Below are 19,473 nucleotides of genomic sequence, written 5' to 3'. Positions count from 1 at the left end.
ATTTGTCCTCAGGCTGCGCCGACCAGCCAGAACCGGATCGCCATAAACAGCGCCAGCGCCAGGGTCGAAGACACCCACATCAGTCGAATCGTTCGGGAAATATCGTCTACGGAAACGTCGCGCGTCGCCTCGCCAATCCACGGCTTCTCCACGCGCTGACCAAAGTAATCGTTAGGGCCGCCAAGCCGAATGCCGAGCGCCCCGGCGACGGCGGCCTCCGACCATCCGCAGTTTGGGCTGCTGTGGTTGTAGCGATCGCGCCAGCCGATGCGCAACGCGCGGCCACTCGCTTCACCACAGAGGAGAGCGGCGAGGCTGATAAGCAGCCAGCTCAGGCGAGCGGGGATAAAGTTGGCGACATCATCAAGGCGGGCGCTAACCATGCCGATGGCGCGGTATTTTTCGTGCTTATAGCCGACCATCGAATCCAGGGTGTTGACCGCTTTATAGGCCATCGCCAGCGGCGCGCCGCCGAGCAGCAGGAAGAAGAGCGGCGCGATAATCCCGTCAACGGTGTTTTCCGCCACCGTCTCAACAACCGCGCGATTAATCTGCTGCGGCGCAAGCTGCGACGTGTCGCGCCCGACAATCCATGACAGCTTGCTACGGCTTTCCGCCAGATCCCCCGCGCGCAGCGGTCGCTCGACGTCCCGCGCCGACTGCGCCAGACAGCGTCCGGCCAGCACGGTGAAAATCATCCAGACCTCAACCAGCCAGCCAAGCCACGGATGAATCCTCTGCGCCAGCGTCAGCACGCCCCAGCAGACGCCCCACGTCAGTCCGACTACAACTATCCACATCACCCCGCCGCCGATGCGCAAGGCAACATCGCTACGGCAATAGCGGCGCACGCCGCGCTGAACGGCGGCGATCAGGTTGCCAATCCAGCGCACCGGATGCGGCCAGCTTTGCGGATCGCCGATGATAAAATCGAGAAGCCAGGCAACGCCCCATGCCAGTAGCGTCATAGCGCGCTCCTTGCCGCAGCCAGCCAGTGTTTGAGCATGGTGGGGCGCTGCGCAAAGTGCAGGTGCAGATAGCTGGCGAACGCGTTGCCCACCTGCCAGCCGCCGGACCACTGCTGAAGGGTCATACCGTCGCGGACCTTGCGGCAGGCCAGAACCGCCGGGGACTCGGGAGTAAAATCCGAGTAGTGAAATTCATGTCCGCGCAGGGTTTCGCCCGGCGCCGCCAGCAGCGTTTTGCGCATAGCTCGCGCCTCGCAGTAGCCAAAGCGGGTAAGCCGTTTGCCCATTTTGCTATGGCCGGGAATAAGGTTGGCCATCGGGTAGATATCACCGTTGGCGTCTTCCAGGGAGCTGCCGAGATACATCAGACCGCCGCATTCAGCGTAAATCGCCACCCCGCGCCGGTGCGCCTCCTGCAGCTGCGTCAGCATCGGCGTATTGGCCGCCAGCGCGGCAGCATGAATTTCCGGATAGCCGCCGCCGAGCCAAATCATCTGGCACGGTGGAAGCTCGCTATCGTGCAGCGGGCTGAAGCGCACGATATTCACTCCGCAGCGTTCAAGCAGCGAGAGGTTATCCGGGTAGTAAAAGTTGAAGGCCTCGTCGTCCGCCAGCGCCAGCGTCAGGCCCGCGCCAGCATCAGGGGACGGCAGCGTCGGCCACTCCCCGGCGGGTAGGATGGAGAGCTGGCTGAGGGTAAGAAGCTGTTCAATATCCAGCGTTTGCGCCAGCGTTTGGGCAAAATCGCGCCACGGCTGCTGGTTAACCAGCGACTCGCGGGCGGTAACCAGTCCCAGATGGCGTTCGGGTAACGCCACCCCTTCCACTCGCGGTACGTAGCCGAGCACCGGCAGCTCGCAGTAGTGTTCAATGGCGCCTTTGAGAAGCTGATAATGGCTTTCGCTGTTGACGCGATTGACGATAACGCCGGCAATGTTAAGACTGGGGTCGAAGTGTTGAAATCCCATCACCGTGGCGGCGATGGAGGTGGAAACCGCTTTGCCATCTACCAGCAAAATGACCGGACAGCCGAGCTGTTTAGCCATCGCGGCGGTGCTGCAGTAGCCAGGGTCAGTACCGAAGCCGTCATACAGCCCCATCACGCCCTCAATGACCGCAATATCCGCCCGCTGCATCTGTTCGCAAAATAACGCGTTAAGCACCGGCTCCGGGAGCATAAAGCTGTCGAGGTTGCGGGAAGCGACGCCGCTGACGGCGGTGTGCCAGCCGGTGTCGAGGTAATCCGGGCCGACTTTGCAGGGCTGAACCCGCATGCCGCGCTGCTTCAACAGGCTGAGCAGGCCAAGCGTGACCGTAGTTTTACCACAACCGCTGCCGGTACCTGCAAGAATGAATGCGTGCTGCCTGGCTGCCATACCCCGATCCTGTGCCGGGTGGTAGGGCTGCGTGCATTCCCAGTCTTTCGACTGTACGCATCTGAGCAACCCACTTCCCACCGAAGTTGTTGATTATTACCGACAGGCAGGTCTTCTGGCTTAGCGTCGTCCTCTCCCATCCTTCCCAATCCGGTAAGCAGATCAGTGGCTAAATATGGGTTCGTCAGCATCACAGCAGCGGGGGCTGCGGGGGATTCACACCCCCTTCCCTGGCGCCTGTCGGTTTTATCGAGCGGGATGAAACCCACTCGAATGATTCCCGGAACATCTTACGGAAGCAGGATGGCTCCCGTCGTGTTTAATTTTTAATTACCAAAGCCGTTTCATTACGCCGATGGCGCGCTGAAAGCCATTTCGGATATCACTCTATCTCATCAAATAAATAAAAACTGGTGCAGCTTATCGCTCTCTCATTATTATTTTGTTGCGCTATGACAATTTATTGCTCTGAATGAGATATTTTCATTTTATAATGAGCCAGATACGCGGGTATAACAAAAATCGGCAATAACAAATTATTGTCATTTAAAATGGCTCAGTTTGTGATCTGGCGTTAATTTGCTGGCGATAGGCCTGCGGAGTCACCTGATAGGCCTGGCGAAAAACTTTGCAAAAATAGCTTGTTTGCGAAAATCCTAAATTCCGCGCAATGCTGGCGATGCTCCAGTCGCTGTGGCAAAGCAGCTCTTTGGCGCTCACCATCCGCTGATGGTTCACCCAGGCATTAAAGCCAATACCCTGATATTTTTTGAACAGCTTACTGAAGTAATAGGGGCTGAGATAAACGTGAGCGGCGACGTCTTCCAGGCGAAGCTCGTCGGATAAATGGGCATCAATGTAGCGCAGCGCCTTCTTCATTTTGCTGTCATGAGGGCTGGCAACGCGGCTGGCGCGCGCAGGTTCCGGCTGCTGGGGATTATCTTTAATCACCACAAAGTTGAGCTGTTTTTTAAGGCAGTTTTCGACGATGAGCTTCAGTAAATCAGCAGAAGCAATCACTCTGGAGTAGTCCATTTCCGGCACGTCGCGAAACGCTTTAAGCAGCTCAGGGTCGGCCTGCCAGCGGTCATCCACGTTGAGGATATCGACCAGTTCAACATCGTTGCTTAAGCGCACCTGGCCGCAAAGCACAAAGCCCACAAGGTGCCCGGCAATGACCAGAGGAATGGAGAAATCGGTTAACCCGGCGTGGCAGCGGTAGATACAGAGCTGATCGGTTTTAGACGCCTCAAGCCCGCCGCAGCGGTCGCTCATTCGACAGCGGGTGCTGTGCTGGGGATGCTGGCGCATCAGCTGGCAAAAAGGTGTGAAGTTAAACAGTTCAGATATTTCATCACCATGAATATTGACGACCACCACCGCCAGACTGGTGGCCTGCGCAAAATCCTGTGCGATTTTATTAATGAGTTCTGAGTTCAGTGTGCTCGCAGAAATCATGATAAAACCTCTCAGTTAATTTTTTGTTATAAATAAAACATTTCTTTAATATTTACTTCCTTTCATCATCAATTGCCGCCAACGATAAAAGAATAATACGATAGCAAAAGTCTCCCATCCGTGGGAGACGTTTTTGGCGAGTTCGTGATACCGGTTCATGAAAATTTTTGGCTATTTCAGCCGTGACCTTAATCCTCTAATTTACAGGTATTACACGGTAGATTATTACCAATCAGATAACGATAGATGGCCGCGCCGAGACAAGCGCCGATCAGTGGCGCAATAATCGGCACAATAAAGTACGGAATATCCCTTCCGCCGGTCATCGCGATATCGCCCCAACCCGCCATCCACGTAAACAGCTTCGGCCCAAAATCACGCGCCGGATTCATCGCAAAGCCGGTCAGCGGCCCGGTTGAAGCGCCAATTACCGCCACCAGCAGGCCGATCAGCAGCGGGGCCAGCGGCCCTTTCGGTACGCCGTTGCCGTCGTCGGTCAGCGCCATAATCATCCCCATCAGCATGGAGGTGATCACCACTTCAACCAGCGCCGCATGCCAGATGCTCAGCGATGCCGCCGGGTAGGTGCTGAAAATACTCGCCAGCTGCAGGCTCTCTACGCTGCCGCGCGCGATATGGTGGGCGGATTCAAACTCGGTAAACATCGTGCTGTACAGCACATAGGCCAGCACCGCGCCGCCAAAGGCGCCGGCAACTTGTGAAACGATATAGGGGAAAACTTTTCGTCCGGGAAAGCAGGCAAACAGCCATAAAGCGACGGTCACCGCCGGGTTGAGATGCCCGCCGGAGATCCCCGAAGTCAGATACACGGCAAGCGAGATCCCCAACCCCCAGATAATGCATATCTCCCACAGTCCGAGGCTGGCTCCCGCCACCTTTAACGCGCTCAGGCAGCCGATGCCGAAAAACAAAAATAGCCCGGTGCCCAAAAACTCGGCGGTACATTGCGCTTTTAACGAATCATTCATTATGACACCTTCTTAGCAGAGTTCGTGTCCTGACCAGCCAACATCCTGCTGGCAGTAGAGTACAACGGGCACCACTATATGAACTCCCGTCCGCAAATTGTTGGCAACCTGCTGACGGCAGCCTCCGGAAAATTCGGGCATCAATAACAAATTATTGTCATTAAATAACTCAGAATTGCATTGCTCACGCGCGGCTTTCGCAATTATGCCAGCGCCATGGCATGCAAAAATATTGCTAAAACCAACTCATCGTTTTCCAACAAACATCACAAATCAGTTTCTCGCGCATAGCAGATAAAATTAAAATCGTCATGAACAAATTTGTAAATATGGAATATACAAAACAAGATAATCACATCAGCACAAATAAAAATAACAAATAACATCAAACAGTTAAATAAATAAACGACAATTTTATATTATCCAATACCCACTATTTTTTCACCATCAAATTGAAGTCAGCCATTCTTTTTCCTCGCATCTTCTTATAGTCCCAACTATCGGAACACTCCATGCGAGGTCTTTATGCAACAAGAAGCACTAGGAATGGTAGAAACCAAAGGCTTAACCGCAGCCATAGAGGCCGCTGATGCAATGGTTAAGTCAGCCAATGTGATGTTAGTGGGCTATGAAAAGATTGGCTCCGGGCTGGTAACCGTCATCGTGCGCGGCGATGTTGGCGCGGTAAAAGCGGCCACCGATGCGGGTGCCGCCGCCGCACGTAACGTGGGTGAAGTGAAAGCCGTACACGTCATCCCACGCCCTCACACCGATGTAGAAAAAATCTTACCGAAGGGAATTAGCCAATGAGCAGCAATGAGCTGGTTGAACAGATCATGGCTCAGGTGATTGCCCGCGTGGCAACGCCGGAACAGCAGGCCATCCCTACTGAAAACCATCCAATACGAGAGACGGCTATGGCAGAAAAAAGCTGCAGTTTAACGGAATTTGTCGGGACCGCCATTGGCGACACCCTGGGCCTGGTTATCGCCAACGTCGATACCGCCCTGCTGGACGCGATGAAGCTTGAAAAGCGCTATCGCTCCATCGGCATTCTCGGCGCCCGTACCGGCGCAGGCCCGCACATTATGGCGGCGGACGAAGCGGTGAAAGCCACCAACACCGAAGTGGTCAGCATTGAGCTTCCGCGCGATACCAAAGGCGGTGCAGGCCACGGTTCGCTGATTATTTTAGGCGGCAACGACGTTTCCGACGTTAAGCGCGGGATTGAAGTTGCGCTGAAAGAGCTCGACCGCACCTTCGGCGATGTTTACGGCAATGAAGCCGGACATATCGAGCTGCAGTACACCGCCCGCGCCAGCTACGCCCTGGAAAAAGCCTTCGGCGCGCCGATTGGCCGCGCCTGCGGCATTATCGTCGGCGCACCGGCCTCCGTTGGCGTGCTGATGGCCGATACCGCCCTGAAGTCAGCCAACGTAGAAGTCGTGGCGTATAGCTCTCCGGCGCACGGCACCAGCTTCAGTAACGAAGCCATCCTGGTGATTTCCGGCGACTCCGGCGCGGTCCGCCAGGCAGTCACCTCCGCGCGCGAAATCGGTAAAACCGTCCTTGCGACCCTCGGTTCTGAACCGAAAAACGATCGCCCGTCCTACATCTGATACCCACGAGGCTGATTCATGAGATCGAAAAGATTTGAAGCACTGGCGAAACGCCCTGTGAATCAGGACGGCTTCGTTAAGGAGTGGATCGAAGAAGGCTTTATCGCGATGGAAAGCCCGAACGATCCGAAACCGTCGATAAAAATCGTTAACGGCGCGGTGACCGAGCTGGACGGGAAACCGGTGAGCGATTTTGACCTGATCGACCACTTTATCGCCCGCTACGGCATTAACCTGAATCGCGCCGAAGAAGTGATGGCGATGGATTCGGTTAAGCTGGCCAACATGCTGTGCGATCCTAACGTTAAACGCAGCGAAATCGTCCCGCTGACCACCGCGATGACGCCGGCAAAAATTGTCGAAGTGGTTTCGCATATGAACGTCGTTGAGATGATGATGGCGATGCAGAAAATGCGCGCCCGCCGCACCCCATCCCAGCAGGCGCACGTCACCAACGTCAAAGATAATCCGGTACAGATTGCCGCCGACGCCGCCGAAGGCGCATGGCGCGGATTTGACGAACAGGAAACCACCGTTGCGGTAGCGCGCTACGCGCCGTTCAACGCCATCGCGCTGCTGGTCGGCTCGCAGGTAGGCCGTCCGGGCGTACTGACTCAGTGCTCGCTGGAAGAAGCCACCGAGCTGAAGCTCGGCATGCTGGGCCACACCTGCTACGCCGAAACCATCTCCGTCTACGGTACCGAACCGGTCTTTACCGACGGCGACGACACGCCGTGGTCGAAGGGTTTCTTAGCCTCCTCCTACGCCTCTCGCGGTCTGAAAATGCGCTTCACCTCCGGCTCCGGCTCCGAAGTGCAGATGGGCTACGCCGAAGGCAAATCCATGCTTTACCTGGAAGCGCGCTGCATCTACATCACCAAAGCCGCGGGCGTACAGGGCCTGCAAAACGGTTCCGTTAGCTGCATCGGCGTGCCGTCTGCGGTGCCTTCCGGCATTCGCGCGGTGCTGGCGGAAAACCTGATCTGTTCGTCGCTGGATCTGGAGTGCGCCTCCAGTAACGACCAGACCTTCACCCACTCCGATATGCGTCGTACCGCGCGCCTGCTGATGCAGTTTCTGCCGGGGACCGACTTTATCTCTTCCGGTTATTCCGCGGTGCCGAACTACGACAACATGTTCGCCGGTTCCAACGAAGATGCCGAAGACTTTGACGACTACAACGTCATCCAGCGCGACCTGAAGGTGGACGGTGGTCTGCGTCCGGTTCGCGAAGAAGATGTTATCGCCATCCGGAATAAGGCTGCCCGCGCGCTGCAGGCCGTTTTTGCCGGAATGGGGCTGCCGCCGATTACCGATGAAGAAGTTGAAGCCGCGACCTACGCCCACGGTTCGAAAGATATGCCGGAGCGCAACATCGTCGAAGACATCAAGTTCGCCCAGGAAATCATCAATAAAAACCGCAACGGCCTGGAAGTAGTGAAAGCGCTGGCGCAGGGCGGGTTCACCGACGTGGCCCAGGACATGCTCAACATCCAGAAAGCCAAGCTGACCGGAGACTATCTGCATACCTCCGCAATTATCGTCGGCGATGGGCAGGTGCTGTCAGCCGTCAACGATGTTAACGACTATGCCGGTCCGGCAACGGGCTATCGCCTGCAGGGCGAACGCTGGGAAGAGATTAAAAACATCCCTGGCGCTCTTGATCCCAACGAGATTGATTAAGGGGTGAGAAATGGAAATTAATGAAAAATTGCTGCGCCAGATAATTGAAGAAGTGCTCAGCGAGATGAAGGGCAGCGATAAACCCGTCTCGTTTAATGCGCCAGCGGCCTCCGCGGCGCCCCAGGCCACGCCGCCCGCCGGCGACGGCTTCCTGACGGAAGTGGGCGAAGCGCGTCAGGGAACCCAGCAGGACGAAGTGATTATCGCCGTCGGCCCGGCTTTCGGCCTGGCGCAGACCGTCAATATCGTCGGCATACCGCATAAGAGCATTTTGCGCGAAGTCATTGCCGGTATTGAAGAAGAAGGCATTAAGGCGCGCGTGATTCGCTGCTTTAAATCCTCCGACGTGGCCTTCGTCGCCGTTGAAGGCAATCGCCTGAGCGGTTCCGGCATCTCTATCGGCATCCAGTCAAAAGGCACCACGGTGATTCACCAGCAGGGGCTGCCGCCGCTCTCTAACCTGGAGCTGTTCCCCCAGGCGCCGCTGCTGACCCTGGAAACCTATCGCCAGATTGGTAAAAACGCCGCCCGCTATGCGAAACGCGAATCGCCGCAGCCGGTCCCGACGCTGAACGACCAGATGGCGCGGCCAAAATACCAGGCGAAATCGGCCATTTTGCACATTAAAGAGACCAAGTACGTGGTAACGGGCAAAAACCCGCAGGAACTGCGCGTGGCGCTTTGATAAAGGATAACTCCATGAATACCGACGCAATTGAATCGATGGTGCGCGACGTATTAAGCCGCATGAACAGCCTGCAGGGCGAGGCGCCGACGGCGGCTCCGGCGGCAGACGGCGCGTCCCGTAGCGCAAAGGTCAGCGACTACCCGCTGGCGAACAAACACCCGGAATGGGTGAAAACCGCCACCAATAAAACGCTGGACGACTTTACGCTGGAAAACGTGCTGAGCAACAAAGTTACCGCCCAGGATATGCGTATTACCCCGGAAACGCTGCGCTTACAGGCTTCTATCGCCAGGGACGCGGGCCGCGACCGGCTGGCGATGAACTTCGAACGCGCCGCCGAACTGACCGCGGTACCGGACGATCGCATTCTTGAAATCTACAACGCCCTCCGCCCCTATCGCTCGACGAAAGAGGAGCTGCTGGCGATCGCCGACGATCTCGAAAGCCGCTATCAGGCGAAGATTTGCGCCGCTTTCGTTCGCGAAGCGGCAACGCTGTACGTCGAGCGTAAAAAACTCAAAGGCGACGATTAATTACAGGGGTATGTGATGCGATATATAGCTGGCATTGATATCGGCAACTCATCGACGGAAGTCGCCCTGGCGACTCTGAATGAGGCTGGCACGCTGACAATCACCCACAGCGCGCTGGCGGAAACCACCGGGATCAAAGGCACGTTGCGTAACGTGTTCGGTATTCAGGAGGCGCTCGCCCTCGTCGCCAGAGGCGCCGGGATCGCTGTCAGCGATATTTCGCTCATCCGCATTAATGAAGCTACGCCGGTGATTGGCGATGTGGCGATGGAAACCATTACTGAGACCATCATCACCGAATCGACCATGATCGGCCATAACCCGAAAACGCCCGGCGGCGCGGGGCTTGGCGTGGGCATCACCATTACGCCGCAGGAGCTGTTAACCCGCCCGGCGGACGCGCCCTATATCCTGGTGGTGTCGTCGGTGTTCGATTTTGCCGATATCGCCAGCGTGATTAACGCTTCCCTGCGCGCCGGATATCAGATTACCGGCGTCATTTTGCAACGCGACGATGGCGTGCTGGTCAGCAACCGGCTGGAAAAACCGCTGCCGATTGTTGACGAAGTGCTGTACATCGACCGCATTCCGCTGGGAATGCTGGCGGCAATTGAGGTCGCCGTCCCGGGGAAGGTCATCGAAACGCTCTCTAACCCCTACGGCATCGCCACCGTATTCAACCTCAACGCCGAGGAGACGAAAAACATCGTCCCGATGGCTCGTGCGCTGATTGGCAACCGTTCCGCCGTGGTGGTCAAAACGCCATCCGGTGACGTCAAAGCGCGTGCGATACCCGCCGGTAACCTTGAGCTGCTGGCCCAGGGCCGGAGCGTACGCGTAGACGTTGCCGCTGGCGCCGAAGCCATCATGAAAGCGGTCGACGGCTGCGGCAAGCTCGATAACGTCACCGGCGAGTCGGGGACCAATATCGGCGGCATGCTGGAACACGTGCGCCAGACCATGGCCGAGTTGACCAACAAGCCCAGCAGCGAAATATTCATTCAGGATCTGCTGGCCGTCGATACCTCGGTGCCGGTGAGCGTCACCGGCGGTCTTGCCGGGGAGTTCTCGCTGGAGCAGGCCGTGGGCATCGCCTCAATGGTGAAATCGGATCGTTTGCAGATGGCGATGATTGCCCGCGAAATCGAGCAGAAGCTCAATATCGACGTGCAGATCGGCGGCGCCGAGGCCGAAGCCGCCATTCTGGGCGCGCTGACCACGCCGGGTACCACCCGACCGCTGGCGATCCTCGACCTCGGCGCAGGCTCCACCGATGCCTCCATCATCAACCCCAAAGGCGAAATCATCGCCACTCATCTCGCCGGAGCTGGCGATATGGTGACGATGATTATTGCCCGCGAGCTGGGGCTGGAAGACCGCTATCTGGCGGAAGAGATCAAGAAGTATCCGCTGGCCAAGGTGGAAAGTCTGTTCCATTTACGCCACGAGGACGGCAGCGTGCAGTTCTTCTCCACGCCGCTGCCCCCCGCCGTATTCGCCCGCGTCTGCGTGGTGAAACCGGACGAACTGGTACCGCTACCCGGCGACTTAGCGCTGGAAAAAGTGCGCGCCATTCGCCGCAGCGCCAAAGAGCGGGTCTTTGTCACCAACGCCCTGCGCGCACTGCGTCAGGTCAGCCCCACCGGCAACATTCGCGATATTCCGTTCGTGGTGCTGGTCGGCGGTTCGTCGCTGGATTTCGAGGTCCCGCAACTGGTCACCGATGCGCTGGCGCACTACCGCCTGGTTGCCGGGCGGGGAAATATTCGCGGCAGCGAGGGCCCCAGAAACGCGGTGGCCACCGGCCTGATTCTCTCCTGGCATAAGGAGTTCGCGCATGGACAGTAATCACAGCGCCCCGGCTATTGTGATCGCCGCCATCGACGGCTGCGACGGCCTGTGGCGCGAAGTGCTGCTGGGTATCGAAGAGGAAGGCATTCCTTTCCTGCTCCAGCATCACCCGGCCGGGGATGTCGTGGACAGCGCCTGGCAGGCGGCGCGCAGCTCGCCGCTACTGGTGGGCATCGCCTGCGACCGCCATACGCTGGTCGTGCACTACAAGAATTTACCCGCATCGGCGCCGCTTTTTACGCTGATGCATCATCAGGACAGTCAGGCCCAACGTAACACCGGTAATAACGCGGCACGGCTGGTCAAAGGGATCCCGTTCCGGGATCTGAATAGCTAAGCAACAGGAGAACAGCAGTATGAATAACGCACTGGGACTGGTTGAAACAAAAGGGTTAGTAGGCGCCATTGAGGCCGCCGATGCGATGGTGAAATCGGCCAACGTGCAGCTGGTCGGCTACGAAAAAATTGGCTCGGGTCTGGTGACCGTAATGGTTCGCGGCGACGTCGGCGCGGTCAAAGCGGCGGTGGATGCGGGCAGCGCGGCGGCAAGCGTCGTAGGCGAAGTGAAATCCTGCCACGTGATCCCGCGTCCGCACAGCGACGTTGAGGCCATTTTACCGAAATCAGCCTGATTGATGGCGAATAAGGAGCACCGCGTGAAGCAATCACTGGGATTACTTGAAGTTTGTGGTCTGGCACTGGCTATTAGCTGCGCCGATATCATGGCGAAATCCGCTTCTATCACGCTGGTCGCCCTCGAAAAGACCAATGGTTCAGGCTGGACGGTCATTAAAATTACCGGTGATGTGGCCTCAGTACAGGCGGCCATCACCACCGGTGCACAGTTTGCCGAACAGCGAAACGGTCTGGTGGCTCATAAAGTCATCGCCAGACCCGGAGAAGGGATCCTGCCCGCAGAGGCTCCCCCATCCTCCGTCATGGAACCTGAGCCTGAAGAGTCAGAGACGGCTAATGTCGTTTCTGAAGCGCCAGCAGAAGAGCCCCTCCAGCAACAAGGCGTGGTCAGCTGCAACCTGTGCCTGGATCCAAAATGTCCGCGCCAGAAGGGCGAGCCGCGCACCCTTTGCATTCATCCCGGCAAGCGAGGTGAAGCGTAATGGATAAACAGCTTCTCGAATCAACGGTCAGTAAAGTCCTCGACGAGATGCGTCTGCGGCCCATTCCGCTGGGGGTTTCAAATCGTCATATCCACCTGTCGGCGTCGGATTATGAACGCCTGTTTCCTGGCCATCCCATCAGCGAGAAAAAAGCGCTGCTGCAGCCGGGACAGTACGCTGCGGAGCAAACCGTCACCCTGGTAGGGCCGAAGGGGCAGCTTAAAAATGTGCGCCTGCTCGGCCCGCTGCGTTCGGTAAGCCAGGTGGAAATATCGCGTACCGATGCCAGAACCCTGGGGGTTGCGGCGCCGCTGAGAATGTCTGGCGATCTGAAAGGGACGCCGGGCATCCGTCTGGTCAGCCCCTATGGCGAACTGACGCTCTCGTCAGGGGTTATCGTCGCGCAGCGGCATATTCATATGTCGCCGCTCGATGCGCTGATCCTGCGGGTTTCCCACGGCGATAGGGTCTCCGTGGCCATTGAAGGCGACGAGCGCGGGCTGATTTTCAACAACGTGGCGATTCGCGTTTCACCGGATATGCGTCTCGAAATGCACATTGATACCGATGAAGCCAACGCCGCTGGCGCCGATAATCCGCAGGCCTTTGCCCGGCTGGTAGGCCCGCGATGAACGGCGAAGTTCTGCAGCGCATCGTGGAGGAAATCGTCTCCAGGCTGCAGCGTCGCGCCCACAGCATGGCGACGCTGAGCGTTGCGCAGCTGCGCGATGCCGACTGCCCCGGGCTGTTCAGCCAGCACGCCTCGCTGCGCATCCTGCTTGTCGACCTGCCGCTGCTGGGCCAGCTGACGGAGGCGGAAACCGACGATCCTGCGGCCCGGAAAATTCACGACGCGCTGGCTTTCGGCATCCGCGTGCAGCTCACCCTGCACAGTCAGCTGCTGCCGGTTATCCCGGTCAAAAAACTGGCGCGCCTGCCGGCGATCTTCACCGACGAGCGCGGGCTGCCGCTGATCCTGCACGCAGGATCGGTGCTGAGCTATCGCGACGTCGCGCAGCTGGGCCAGTGTCGCCTGGTTATCCACCGCAAATGCATCGTGACCGCGCTGGCGCGCGAAGCGGCACAGGCGCGGCATATTCAATTAATTAAGCAGGAGTAAATCATGCATCTGGCACGAGTCACGGGCGCGGTTGTCTCCACGCAAAAATCGCCTTCCCTGATCGGCAAAAAGCTGCTGCTGGTGCGGCGGGTCAGCGCCGATGGCGAGCTTCCCGCCTCGCCGACCTCCGGCGATGAAGTCGCCGTGGATTCCGTCGGCGCGGGGATCGGCGAGCTGGTTCTGCTCAGCGGCGGCTCCAGCGCCAGGCACGTTTTTTCCGGGCCAAACGAGGCCATCGACCTCGCCGTTGTCGGCATTGTCGATACGCTTTCACGTTAAGGAGCGAATATGGCGATTTATACCCGAACGGGCGACGCTGGCACCACCTCACTCTTTACCGGCCAGCGGGTGAGTAAAACCCACCCGCGGGTTGAAGCCTACGGCACGCTGGATGAGCTGAACGCCGCGCTGAGCCTGTGCGCCTGCGCCGCCGCGGATGAAAATCACCGCGCCTTACTTGAGGCCATCCAGCAGCAGCTTTTTTGGTTTAGCGCAGAACTGGCCAGCGACAGCGAACGGCCGTCACCGAAACAGCGCTACATCAGCAGCGAAGAGATTTCCGCTCTGGAAGCCGCCATCGATCGGGCCATGGCCCGCGTCGAACCGCTGCACAGTTTTATTTTACCCGGCCGCTGCGAAGCCGCGAGCCGCCTGCATTTTGCCCGCACGCTGGCCCGCCGGGCCGAACGACGACTGGTTGAGCTGGCGGCGGAAGTCAACGTGCGCCAGGTGCTGATGCGCTACATCAATCGCTTGTCAGACTGCCTGTACGCCCTGGCGCGCGCGGAAGATAGCGATGCGCACCAGAACAACATCATTCGTGAAGTGAGCCGGCGCTATCTGGCCGTCACTCAGCCGAGCCGCAGCAAGGAGACGACGCCCCTGGCCCTTTCATTCCACGATCTGCACCAGCTCACCCGCGCCGCCGTTGAGCGCGCGCAGCAGCTTCAGGTTCCGGTGGTGATCAGCATCGTTGACGCACACGGCACCGAAACCGTGACCTGGCGGATGCCGGACGCCCTGCTGGTCAGCAGCGAACTGGCGCCGAAAAAAGCCTGGACCGCGGTGGCGATGAAAACGGCGACCCATGAGCTGAGCGAGGCCGTTCAGCCGGGCGCCGCGCTTTATGGCCTCGAAACGCATTTGCAGGGAAAAGTGGTTACCTTTGGCGGCGGTTACGCCCTGTGGCGCGACGGCTCATTAATTGGGGGTCTTGGCATCAGCGGCGGCAGCGTTGAACAGGACATGGATATAGCACAGACCGCCATCGCGGCCATTAACGTGGGAACTCATCAATGAATACTTCTGAACTCGAAACGCTTATTCGCACCATTCTTAGCGAACAGTTAACCCCAGCCCAAACGCCAAACCCGGCGCAGGGCAAAGGGATTTTTCAGTCCGTGAGCGAGGCCATTGATGCCGCGCATCAGGCGTTCTTACGTTATCAGCAGTGCCCGCTAAAAACCCGCAGCGCCATCATTAGCGCAATGCGTCAGGAGCTGACGCCGCATCTGGCCGCCCTGGCGGAAGAGAGCGCCAATGAAACGGGGATGGGCAACAAAGAAGATAAATTTTTGAAAAACAAAGCTGCGCTGGACAACACGCCGGGCGTGGAAGATCTCACCACCACGGCACTGACCGGCGACGGCGGCATGGTGCTGTTTGAGTATTCGCCATTTGGCGTTATCGGGTCGGTCGCACCGAGCACCAACCCGACGGAAACCATCATTAATAACAGCATCAGCATGCTGGCGGCGGGCAATAGCGTCTACTTCAGCCCGCATCCGGGAGCAAAAAAGGTCTCACTGAAGCTGATTAGCATGATTGAAGAGATTGTTTTCCGCTGCTGCGGCATCCGCAATCTGGTGGTTACCGTAGCAGAACCCACTTTCGAAGCCACCCAGCAGATGATGGCCCATCCGCGCATTGCGGTTCTGGCCATTACCGGCGGCCCGGGTATTGTGGCGATGGGCATGAAGAGCGGTAAGAAAGTCATTGGCGCTGGCGCGGGTAACCCGCCCTGCATCGTTGATGAAACGGCGGATCTGGTTAAAGCGGCGGAAGATATCATCAACGGCGCCTCGTTCGATTACAACCTGCCCTGCATTGCCGAGAAGAGCCTGATTGTGGTGGAGAGCGTCGCCGAACGTCTGGTGCAGCAAATGCAAACCTTCGGCGCGCTGCTGCTGAGCCCTGCCGACACTGACAAACTCCGGGCCGCCTGCCTGCCTGAAGGCCAGGCGAATAAAAAACTGGTCGGCAAAAGCCCATCAGCCATGCTCGAAGCGGCCGGGATCGCCGTTCCGTCGAAAGCGCCGCGTCTACTGATAGCGCTGGTTAACGCCGACGATCCATGGGTTACCAGCGAGCAGCTGATGCCGATGCTGCCGATAGTGAAAGTTAGCGATTTCGATAGCGCGCTGGCCCTGGCGCTGAAGGTTGAAGAGGGACTGCATCATACCGCCATTATGCACTCGCAGAACGTGTCGCGCCTGAACCTCGCGGCCCGCACCCTGCAAACCTCGATATTCGTCAAGAACGGCCCCTCTTATGCCGGGATCGGCGTCGGCGGCGAAGGCTTTACCACCTTTACTATCGCCACGCCGACCGGTGAAGGGACAACCTCGGCGCGCACGTTTGCCCGCTCCCGTCGCTGCGTGCTGACCAACGGCTTTTCCATTCGCTAACCGAGGTCGCGATGAAAACTTTCTCACTACAAACGCGGTTGTACAGCGGTCAGGGTAGCCTGGCGGTGCTCAAACGCTTTACCAACAAGCACATCTGGATTATCTGCGATGGCTTTCTTGCGCGCTCGCCGCTGCTGGAAACCCTGCGTCAGGCGTTGCCCGCAGATAACCGCATTAGCGTCTTTAGCGAGATAACCCCGGACCCCACTATCCACACCGTGGTACAGGGCATTGCGCAAATGCAGGCCCTGCAGCCGCAGGTGGTCATCGGCTTCGGCGGCGGATCGGCAATGGATGCGGCGAAAGCTATCGTCTGGTTCAGTCAGCAGAGCGGCATCAGCATCGAAACCTGCGTGGCTATACCGACCACCAGCGGTACCGGTTCAGAAGTAACCAGCGCCTGCGTAATTAGCGATCCGGATAAAGGCATCAAGTACCCGCTGTTCAACAATGCGCTCTATCCCGATATGGCGATCCTTGACCCGGAGCTGGTGGTCAGCGTGCCGCCGCAGATTACGGCCAACACCGGCATGGACGTGCTGACCCACGCGCTGGAGGCGTGGGTCTCTCCGCACGCCAGCGACTTTACCGACGCGCTGGCGGAAAAAGCCGCCAAACTGGTGTTCCAGTATCTGCCCACGGCGGTGGAAAAAGGCGACTGCGTGGCGACGCGCGGGAAAATGCACAATGCCTCAACGCTTGCCGGGATGGCGTTCAGCCAGGCGGGGCTGGGGCTTAACCATGCTATCGCCCACCAGCTTGGCGGGCAGTTTCATCTCCCGCACGGACTGGCCAACGCGCTGCTGTTGACCGCGGTTATCCGCTTTAACGCCGGTCATCCGCGCGCCGGAAAACGCTACGCGCGGCTGGCCAAAGCCTGCGGCTTTTGTCCGGCAGATGCCAGCGATAGTACGGCGATCAATGCGCTGATCCAGCAAATCGAACGGCTCAAGCAGCGCTGTGCGCTGCCGTCACTGGCGGTCGCGCTGAAAGAGGGACGTGCCGCGTACTCAGCGCGCATTCCGGCCATGGTGCAGGCCGCACTGGCTGACGTGACCTTGCGCACGAATCCTCGCCCGGCCAGCGCCGGGGAAATTCAGGAACTGCTGGAGGAACTGCTATGAGTACCGCCGTCAACGCTGTTGAAATGGCCAGAAGCGCCGAGGAGATCCGCGAGCGCGTGCGTGCTGCGGGCGTAGTCGGCGCGGGTGGAGCGGGTTTTCCCGCCCACGTGAAGCTGCAGGCGCAGGTGGAGATCTTTCTGGTTAACGCCGCCGAGTGCGAACCGATGCTCAAGGTCGACCAGCAGCTAATGTGGCAGCAGGCTGCACGTCTGGTCCGCGGCGTGCAGTACGCGATGACGGCAACCGGCGCGCGCGAAGGGGTGATTGCCCTGAAAGAGAAGTACCGCCGGGCTATCGACGCCCTCACCCCGCTGCTGCCTGCCGGTATTCGCCTGCATATTCTGCCGGATGTCTATCCCGCAGGCGATGAGGTGCTGACTATCTGGTTAGCTACCGGTCGACGGGTCGCACCCGCCGCGCTGCCAGCCAGCGTTGGGGTCGTGGTAAATAACGTACAAACGGTGCTCAATATTGCCCGTGCGGTTGAGCAGCAGTTTCCGGTGACCCGCCGCACGCTAACCGTTAACGGCGCGGTCGCCCGACCGCTGACCGTCACCGTCCCCATCGGCATGTCGCTGCGCGAAGTGCTGGCGCTGGCGGGCGGCGCGACGGTCGACGACCCCGGTTTTATTAACGGTGGCCCGATGATGGGCGGCCTGATGACTGCTCTCGATAGCCCGGTAACCAAAACTACCGGCGGCCTGCTGGTGCTGCCCAAAAGCCATCCGCTTATCCAGCGGCGGATGCAGGACGAGCGCACGGTGCTTTCCGTGGCCCGTACCGTCTGCGAACAGTGTCGCCTGTGTACCGATCTCTGCCCACGGCATCTGATCGGCCACGAACTCTCCCCGCACCTGCTGGTGCGGGCGGTGAACTTTCATCAGGCCGCCACGCCCCAGCTGCTGCTGAGCGCGCTCACCTGTTCGGAATGCAACGTCTGCGAAAGCGTGGCCTGTCCGGTGGGGATCTCGCCGATGCGCATCAACCGCATGCTGAAACGCGAGCTGCGCGCGCAAAACCAGCGCTATGAAGGACCGCTCTATCCGGCCGACGAAATGGCGAAATATCGCCTCGTGCCGGTGAAGCGACTGATCGCCAAACTGGGGCTGAGCCCCTGGTATCAGGAGGCGCCGCTGGTGGAAGACGAACCGGCAGTAGAAACAGTGACTTTACAGTTGCGCCAGCATATCGGCGCCAGCGCGGTAGCGAACGTTGCAGTGGGTGAACGCGTTACCCGCGGGCAATGCGTTGCCGATATCCCGGCAGGCGCATTAGGCGCGCCGGTTCACGCCAGCATCGACGGCGTGGTTGCGGCCATCAGCGAACAGGCCATCACGGTTGTAAGAGGTTAACCATGTCTCAGGCTATAGGAATTTTAGAACTCACCAGCATTGCCAAAGGAATGGAACTCGGCGATGCGATGCTGAAAAGCGCCAACGTCAATCTGCTGGTCAGCAAGACTATCTGCCCGGGTAAGTTTCTGTTGATGCTCGGCGGGGATATCGGCGCTATCCAGCAGGCCATTGAAACCGGCACTTCGCAGGCCGGCGAAATGCTCGTCGACAGCCTGGTGCTGGCGAATATCCATCCCAGCGTACTCCCGGCCATCAGCGGCCTGAACAGCGTAGACAAACGCCAGGCAGTCGGCATCGTTGAAACCTGGAGCGTTGCGGCCTGCATCAGCGCCGCGGACCGGGCGGTGAAAGGCTCCAACGTCACCCTGGTACGGGTGCATATGGCCTTCGGCATCGGCGGTAAATGCTACATGGTGGTGGCGGGCGACGTTTCCGACGTCAACAACGCGGTTACGGTAGCCAGCGAAAGCGCGGGTGAAAAAGGGCTGCTGGTTTATCGTTCGGTGATCCCGCGACCGCATGAAGCCATGTGGCGACAGATGGTGGAGGGATAATGGAAAGACAGCCAACAACGGATCGCATGATTCAGGAATACGTTCCCGGGAAACAGGTAACCCTCGCGCACCTGATTGCCAATCCCGGGAAAGATCTCTTTAAGAAACTCGGCCTGCAGGATGCGGTGTCCGCCATCGGCATCCTCACCATTACGCCCAGCGAAGCGTCGATTATCGCCTGCGACATCGCCACCAAATCCGGCGCGGTGGAGATCGGTTTTCTTGACCGCTTTACCGGCGCCGTGGTGCTGACCGGCGACGTTTCCGCCGTCGAGTACGCCCTCAAGCAGGTGACGCGCACCCTGGGCGAGATGATGCAGTTTACTACCTGCTCAATAACCCGGACGTAG

At 58.7% G+C, this 19,473-nt stretch carries 22 protein-coding genes and 1 riboswitch; of the genes, 18 read left to right on the top strand and 4 right to left on the bottom strand.

All coding sequences use genetic code 11. From position 1 onward, the window contains the following. Positions 1–8: 8 nt before the first annotated feature. From cbiB to pduF, 4 genes are all read right to left on the bottom strand, one after another. On the bottom strand, positions 9–968 hold the full coding sequence (gene cbiB / locus K2184_RS08025) for an adenosylcobinamide-phosphate synthase CbiB (RefSeq protein WP_004105111.1): 960 nt from the start codon (positions 966–968) through the stop codon (positions 9–11). Further along, positions 965–2,344, bottom strand: coding sequence for a cobyrinate a,c-diamide synthase (locus K2184_RS08020; RefSeq protein WP_163525632.1), 1,380 nt, complete (start codon positions 2,342–2,344; stop codon positions 965–967). The genes cbiB and K2184_RS08020 overlap by 4 nt, the downstream gene beginning before the upstream one ends. 88 nt (positions 2,345–2,432) lie before the next feature. After that, positions 2,433–2,600: riboswitch (cobalamin riboswitch) on the bottom strand. 290 nt (positions 2,601–2,890) lie between these two features. Then, entirely contained in the window at positions 2,891–3,802 is a 912-nt protein-coding gene (pocR, locus tag K2184_RS08015) for a transcriptional regulator PocR (protein ID WP_004105115.1), read from the bottom strand. A gap of 188 nt (positions 3,803–3,990) precedes the next feature. Beyond that, positions 3,991–4,791 carry a propanediol diffusion facilitator PduF gene (gene pduF, locus K2184_RS08010; protein ID WP_004105118.1) on the bottom strand — a complete coding sequence of 267 codons (801 nt, stop codon included), beginning with the start codon at positions 4,789–4,791 and terminating at the stop codon, positions 3,991–3,993. A gap of 525 nt (positions 4,792–5,316) precedes the next feature. Between pduF and pduA the strand changes: the two genes are divergently transcribed. The 18 genes from pduA to pduU are packed head-to-tail and all read left to right on the top strand — an operon-like array spanning position 5,317 to position 19,473. Then, positions 5,317–5,601, top strand: coding sequence for a propanediol utilization microcompartment protein PduA (gene pduA / locus K2184_RS08005; RefSeq protein ID WP_001183618.1), 285 nt, complete (start codon positions 5,317–5,319; stop codon positions 5,599–5,601). Then, complete coding sequence (pduB, locus tag K2184_RS08000; protein ID WP_004105122.1) at positions 5,598–6,410, top strand: propanediol utilization microcompartment protein PduB; 813 nt, start codon at positions 5,598–5,600, stop codon at positions 6,408–6,410. The genes pduA and pduB overlap by 4 nt, the downstream gene beginning before the upstream one ends. A gap of 18 nt (positions 6,411–6,428) precedes the next feature. After that, complete coding sequence (gene pduC, locus K2184_RS07995) at positions 6,429–8,093, top strand: propanediol dehydratase large subunit PduC (protein WP_004105132.1); 1,665 nt, start codon at positions 6,429–6,431, stop codon at positions 8,091–8,093. A 10-nt stretch (positions 8,094–8,103) separates the two neighbouring features. Further along, positions 8,104–8,778: a propanediol dehydratase medium subunit PduD gene (gene pduD, locus K2184_RS07990; RefSeq protein ID WP_032729010.1), complete on the top strand. Its 675-nt coding sequence runs from the start codon at positions 8,104–8,106 to the stop codon at positions 8,776–8,778. A 14-nt stretch (positions 8,779–8,792) separates the two neighbouring features. Next, complete coding sequence (pduE, locus tag K2184_RS07985; protein ID WP_016809888.1) at positions 8,793–9,314, top strand: propanediol dehydratase small subunit PduE; 522 nt, start codon at positions 8,793–8,795, stop codon at positions 9,312–9,314. Between the two features lie 15 nt (positions 9,315–9,329). Beyond that, the gene (pduG, locus tag K2184_RS07980) at positions 9,330–11,162 is read left to right on the top strand and encodes a propanediol dehydratase reactivase alpha subunit PduG (RefSeq protein WP_023321554.1); all 1,833 of its coding nucleotides are present in this window, start codon (positions 9,330–9,332) and stop codon (positions 11,160–11,162) included. Beyond that, positions 11,152–11,502, top strand: coding sequence for a propanediol dehydratase reactivase beta subunit PduH (gene pduH / locus K2184_RS07975; protein ID WP_004105142.1), 351 nt, complete (start codon positions 11,152–11,154; stop codon positions 11,500–11,502). The genes pduG and pduH overlap by 11 nt, the downstream gene beginning before the upstream one ends. 19 nt (positions 11,503–11,521) lie before the next feature. Further along, on the top strand, positions 11,522–11,797 hold the full coding sequence (pduJ, locus tag K2184_RS07970) for a propanediol utilization microcompartment protein PduJ (RefSeq protein WP_001057755.1): 276 nt from the start codon (positions 11,522–11,524) through the stop codon (positions 11,795–11,797). A gap of 3 nt (positions 11,798–11,800) precedes the next feature. Continuing rightward, on the top strand, positions 11,801–12,283 hold the full coding sequence (locus K2184_RS07965) for a BMC domain-containing protein (protein ID WP_105889103.1): 483 nt from the start codon (positions 11,801–11,803) through the stop codon (positions 12,281–12,283). Next, positions 12,283–12,915 (top strand): phosphate propanoyltransferase, encoded by a 633-nt coding sequence (locus K2184_RS07960; RefSeq protein ID WP_004115022.1) that lies wholly within the window; start codon positions 12,283–12,285, stop codon positions 12,913–12,915. Before K2184_RS07965 ends, K2184_RS07960 begins: the two co-directional genes overlap by 1 nt. After that, positions 12,912–13,403: a microcompartment protein PduM gene (gene pduM / locus K2184_RS07955; protein WP_163525633.1), complete on the top strand. Its 492-nt coding sequence runs from the start codon at positions 12,912–12,914 to the stop codon at positions 13,401–13,403. The genes K2184_RS07960 and pduM overlap by 4 nt, the downstream gene beginning before the upstream one ends. 3 nt (positions 13,404–13,406) lie before the next feature. After that, a complete protein-coding gene (gene pduN, locus K2184_RS07950; RefSeq protein ID WP_000549823.1) occupies positions 13,407–13,682 on the top strand; it encodes a propanediol utilization microcompartment protein PduN in 276 nt (91 codons plus the stop codon). Between the two features lie 9 nt (positions 13,683–13,691). Continuing rightward, a complete protein-coding gene (pduO, locus tag K2184_RS07945) occupies positions 13,692–14,702 on the top strand; it encodes a two-domain cob(I)yrinic acid a,c-diamide adenosyltransferase PduO (RefSeq protein WP_126489502.1) in 1,011 nt (336 codons plus the stop codon). Further along, positions 14,699–16,090, top strand: coding sequence for a CoA-acylating propionaldehyde dehydrogenase PduP (gene pduP / locus K2184_RS07940; protein WP_024274645.1), 1,392 nt, complete (start codon positions 14,699–14,701; stop codon positions 16,088–16,090). The genes pduO and pduP overlap by 4 nt, the downstream gene beginning before the upstream one ends. A gap of 11 nt (positions 16,091–16,101) precedes the next feature. Further along, entirely contained in the window at positions 16,102–17,214 is a 1,113-nt protein-coding gene (gene pduQ / locus K2184_RS07935; protein WP_023290884.1) for a 1-propanol dehydrogenase PduQ, read from the top strand. Continuing rightward, positions 17,211–18,566 carry a cobalamin reductase PduS gene (gene pduS / locus K2184_RS07930; protein ID WP_004105191.1) on the top strand — a complete coding sequence of 452 codons (1,356 nt, stop codon included), beginning with the start codon at positions 17,211–17,213 and terminating at the stop codon, positions 18,564–18,566. Before pduQ ends, pduS begins: the two co-directional genes overlap by 4 nt. 2 nt (positions 18,567–18,568) lie before the next feature. After that, entirely contained in the window at positions 18,569–19,123 is a 555-nt protein-coding gene (pduT, locus tag K2184_RS07925) for a propanediol utilization microcompartment protein PduT (protein ID WP_000075777.1), read from the top strand. Next, on the top strand, positions 19,123–19,473 hold the full coding sequence (gene pduU / locus K2184_RS07920; RefSeq protein ID WP_000441103.1) for a propanediol utilization microcompartment protein PduU: 351 nt from the start codon (positions 19,123–19,125) through the stop codon (positions 19,471–19,473). Before pduT ends, pduU begins: the two co-directional genes overlap by 1 nt.

The organism is Klebsiella sp. K5-306 (assembly GCF_051835185.1).
GTDB lineage: Bacteria > Pseudomonadota > Gammaproteobacteria > Enterobacterales > Enterobacteriaceae > Klebsiella > Klebsiella oxytoca.
This window is presented reverse-complemented; position numbering and strand designations above follow the sequence as displayed.

Excerpts from the sequence above, each read along its gene's own strand:
- K2184_RS07965 (WP_105889103.1), top strand. The coding sequence starts at position 11,801 with ATGGCGAATAAGGAGCACCGCGTGAAGCAATCACTGGGATTACTTGAA.
- pduS (WP_004105191.1), top strand. The coding sequence starts at position 17,211 with ATGAGTACCGCCGTCAACGCTGTTGAAATGGCCAGAAGCGCCGAGGAG.
- pduC (WP_004105132.1), top strand. The coding sequence starts at position 6,429 with ATGAGATCGAAAAGATTTGAAGCACTGGCGAAACGCCCTGTGAATCAG.
- pduG (WP_023321554.1), top strand. The coding sequence starts at position 9,330 with ATGCGATATATAGCTGGCATTGATATCGGCAACTCATCGACGGAAGTC.
- pduQ (WP_023290884.1), top strand. The coding sequence starts at position 16,102 with ATGAAAACTTTCTCACTACAAACGCGGTTGTACAGCGGTCAGGGTAGC.
- pduA (WP_001183618.1), top strand. The coding sequence starts at position 5,317 with ATGCAACAAGAAGCACTAGGAATGGTAGAAACCAAAGGCTTAACCGCA.
- pduT (WP_000075777.1), top strand. The coding sequence starts at position 18,569 with ATGTCTCAGGCTATAGGAATTTTAGAACTCACCAGCATTGCCAAAGGA.
- pduN (WP_000549823.1), top strand. The coding sequence starts at position 13,407 with ATGCATCTGGCACGAGTCACGGGCGCGGTTGTCTCCACGCAAAAATCG.
- K2184_RS07960 (WP_004115022.1), top strand. The coding sequence starts at position 12,283 with ATGGATAAACAGCTTCTCGAATCAACGGTCAGTAAAGTCCTCGACGAG.
- pduE (WP_016809888.1), top strand. The coding sequence starts at position 8,793 with ATGAATACCGACGCAATTGAATCGATGGTGCGCGACGTATTAAGCCGC.
- pduU (WP_000441103.1), top strand. The coding sequence starts at position 19,123 with ATGGAAAGACAGCCAACAACGGATCGCATGATTCAGGAATACGTTCCC.
- pduD (WP_032729010.1), top strand. The coding sequence starts at position 8,104 with ATGGAAATTAATGAAAAATTGCTGCGCCAGATAATTGAAGAAGTGCTC.
- pduJ (WP_001057755.1), top strand. The coding sequence starts at position 11,522 with ATGAATAACGCACTGGGACTGGTTGAAACAAAAGGGTTAGTAGGCGCC.
- K2184_RS08020 (WP_163525632.1), bottom strand. The coding sequence starts at position 2,344 with ATGGCAGCCAGGCAGCACGCATTCATTCTTGCAGGTACCGGCAGCGGT.
- pduB (WP_004105122.1), top strand. The coding sequence starts at position 5,598 with ATGAGCAGCAATGAGCTGGTTGAACAGATCATGGCTCAGGTGATTGCC.
- pduO (WP_126489502.1), top strand. The coding sequence starts at position 13,692 with ATGGCGATTTATACCCGAACGGGCGACGCTGGCACCACCTCACTCTTT.
- pocR (WP_004105115.1), bottom strand. The coding sequence starts at position 3,802 with ATGATTTCTGCGAGCACACTGAACTCAGAACTCATTAATAAAATCGCA.
- pduP (WP_024274645.1), top strand. The coding sequence starts at position 14,699 with ATGAATACTTCTGAACTCGAAACGCTTATTCGCACCATTCTTAGCGAA.
- cbiB (WP_004105111.1), bottom strand. The coding sequence starts at position 968 with ATGACGCTACTGGCATGGGGCGTTGCCTGGCTTCTCGATTTTATCATC.
- pduM (WP_163525633.1), top strand. The coding sequence starts at position 12,912 with ATGAACGGCGAAGTTCTGCAGCGCATCGTGGAGGAAATCGTCTCCAGG.
- pduF (WP_004105118.1), bottom strand. The coding sequence starts at position 4,791 with ATGAATGATTCGTTAAAAGCGCAATGTACCGCCGAGTTTTTGGGCACC.
- pduH (WP_004105142.1), top strand. The coding sequence starts at position 11,152 with ATGGACAGTAATCACAGCGCCCCGGCTATTGTGATCGCCGCCATCGAC.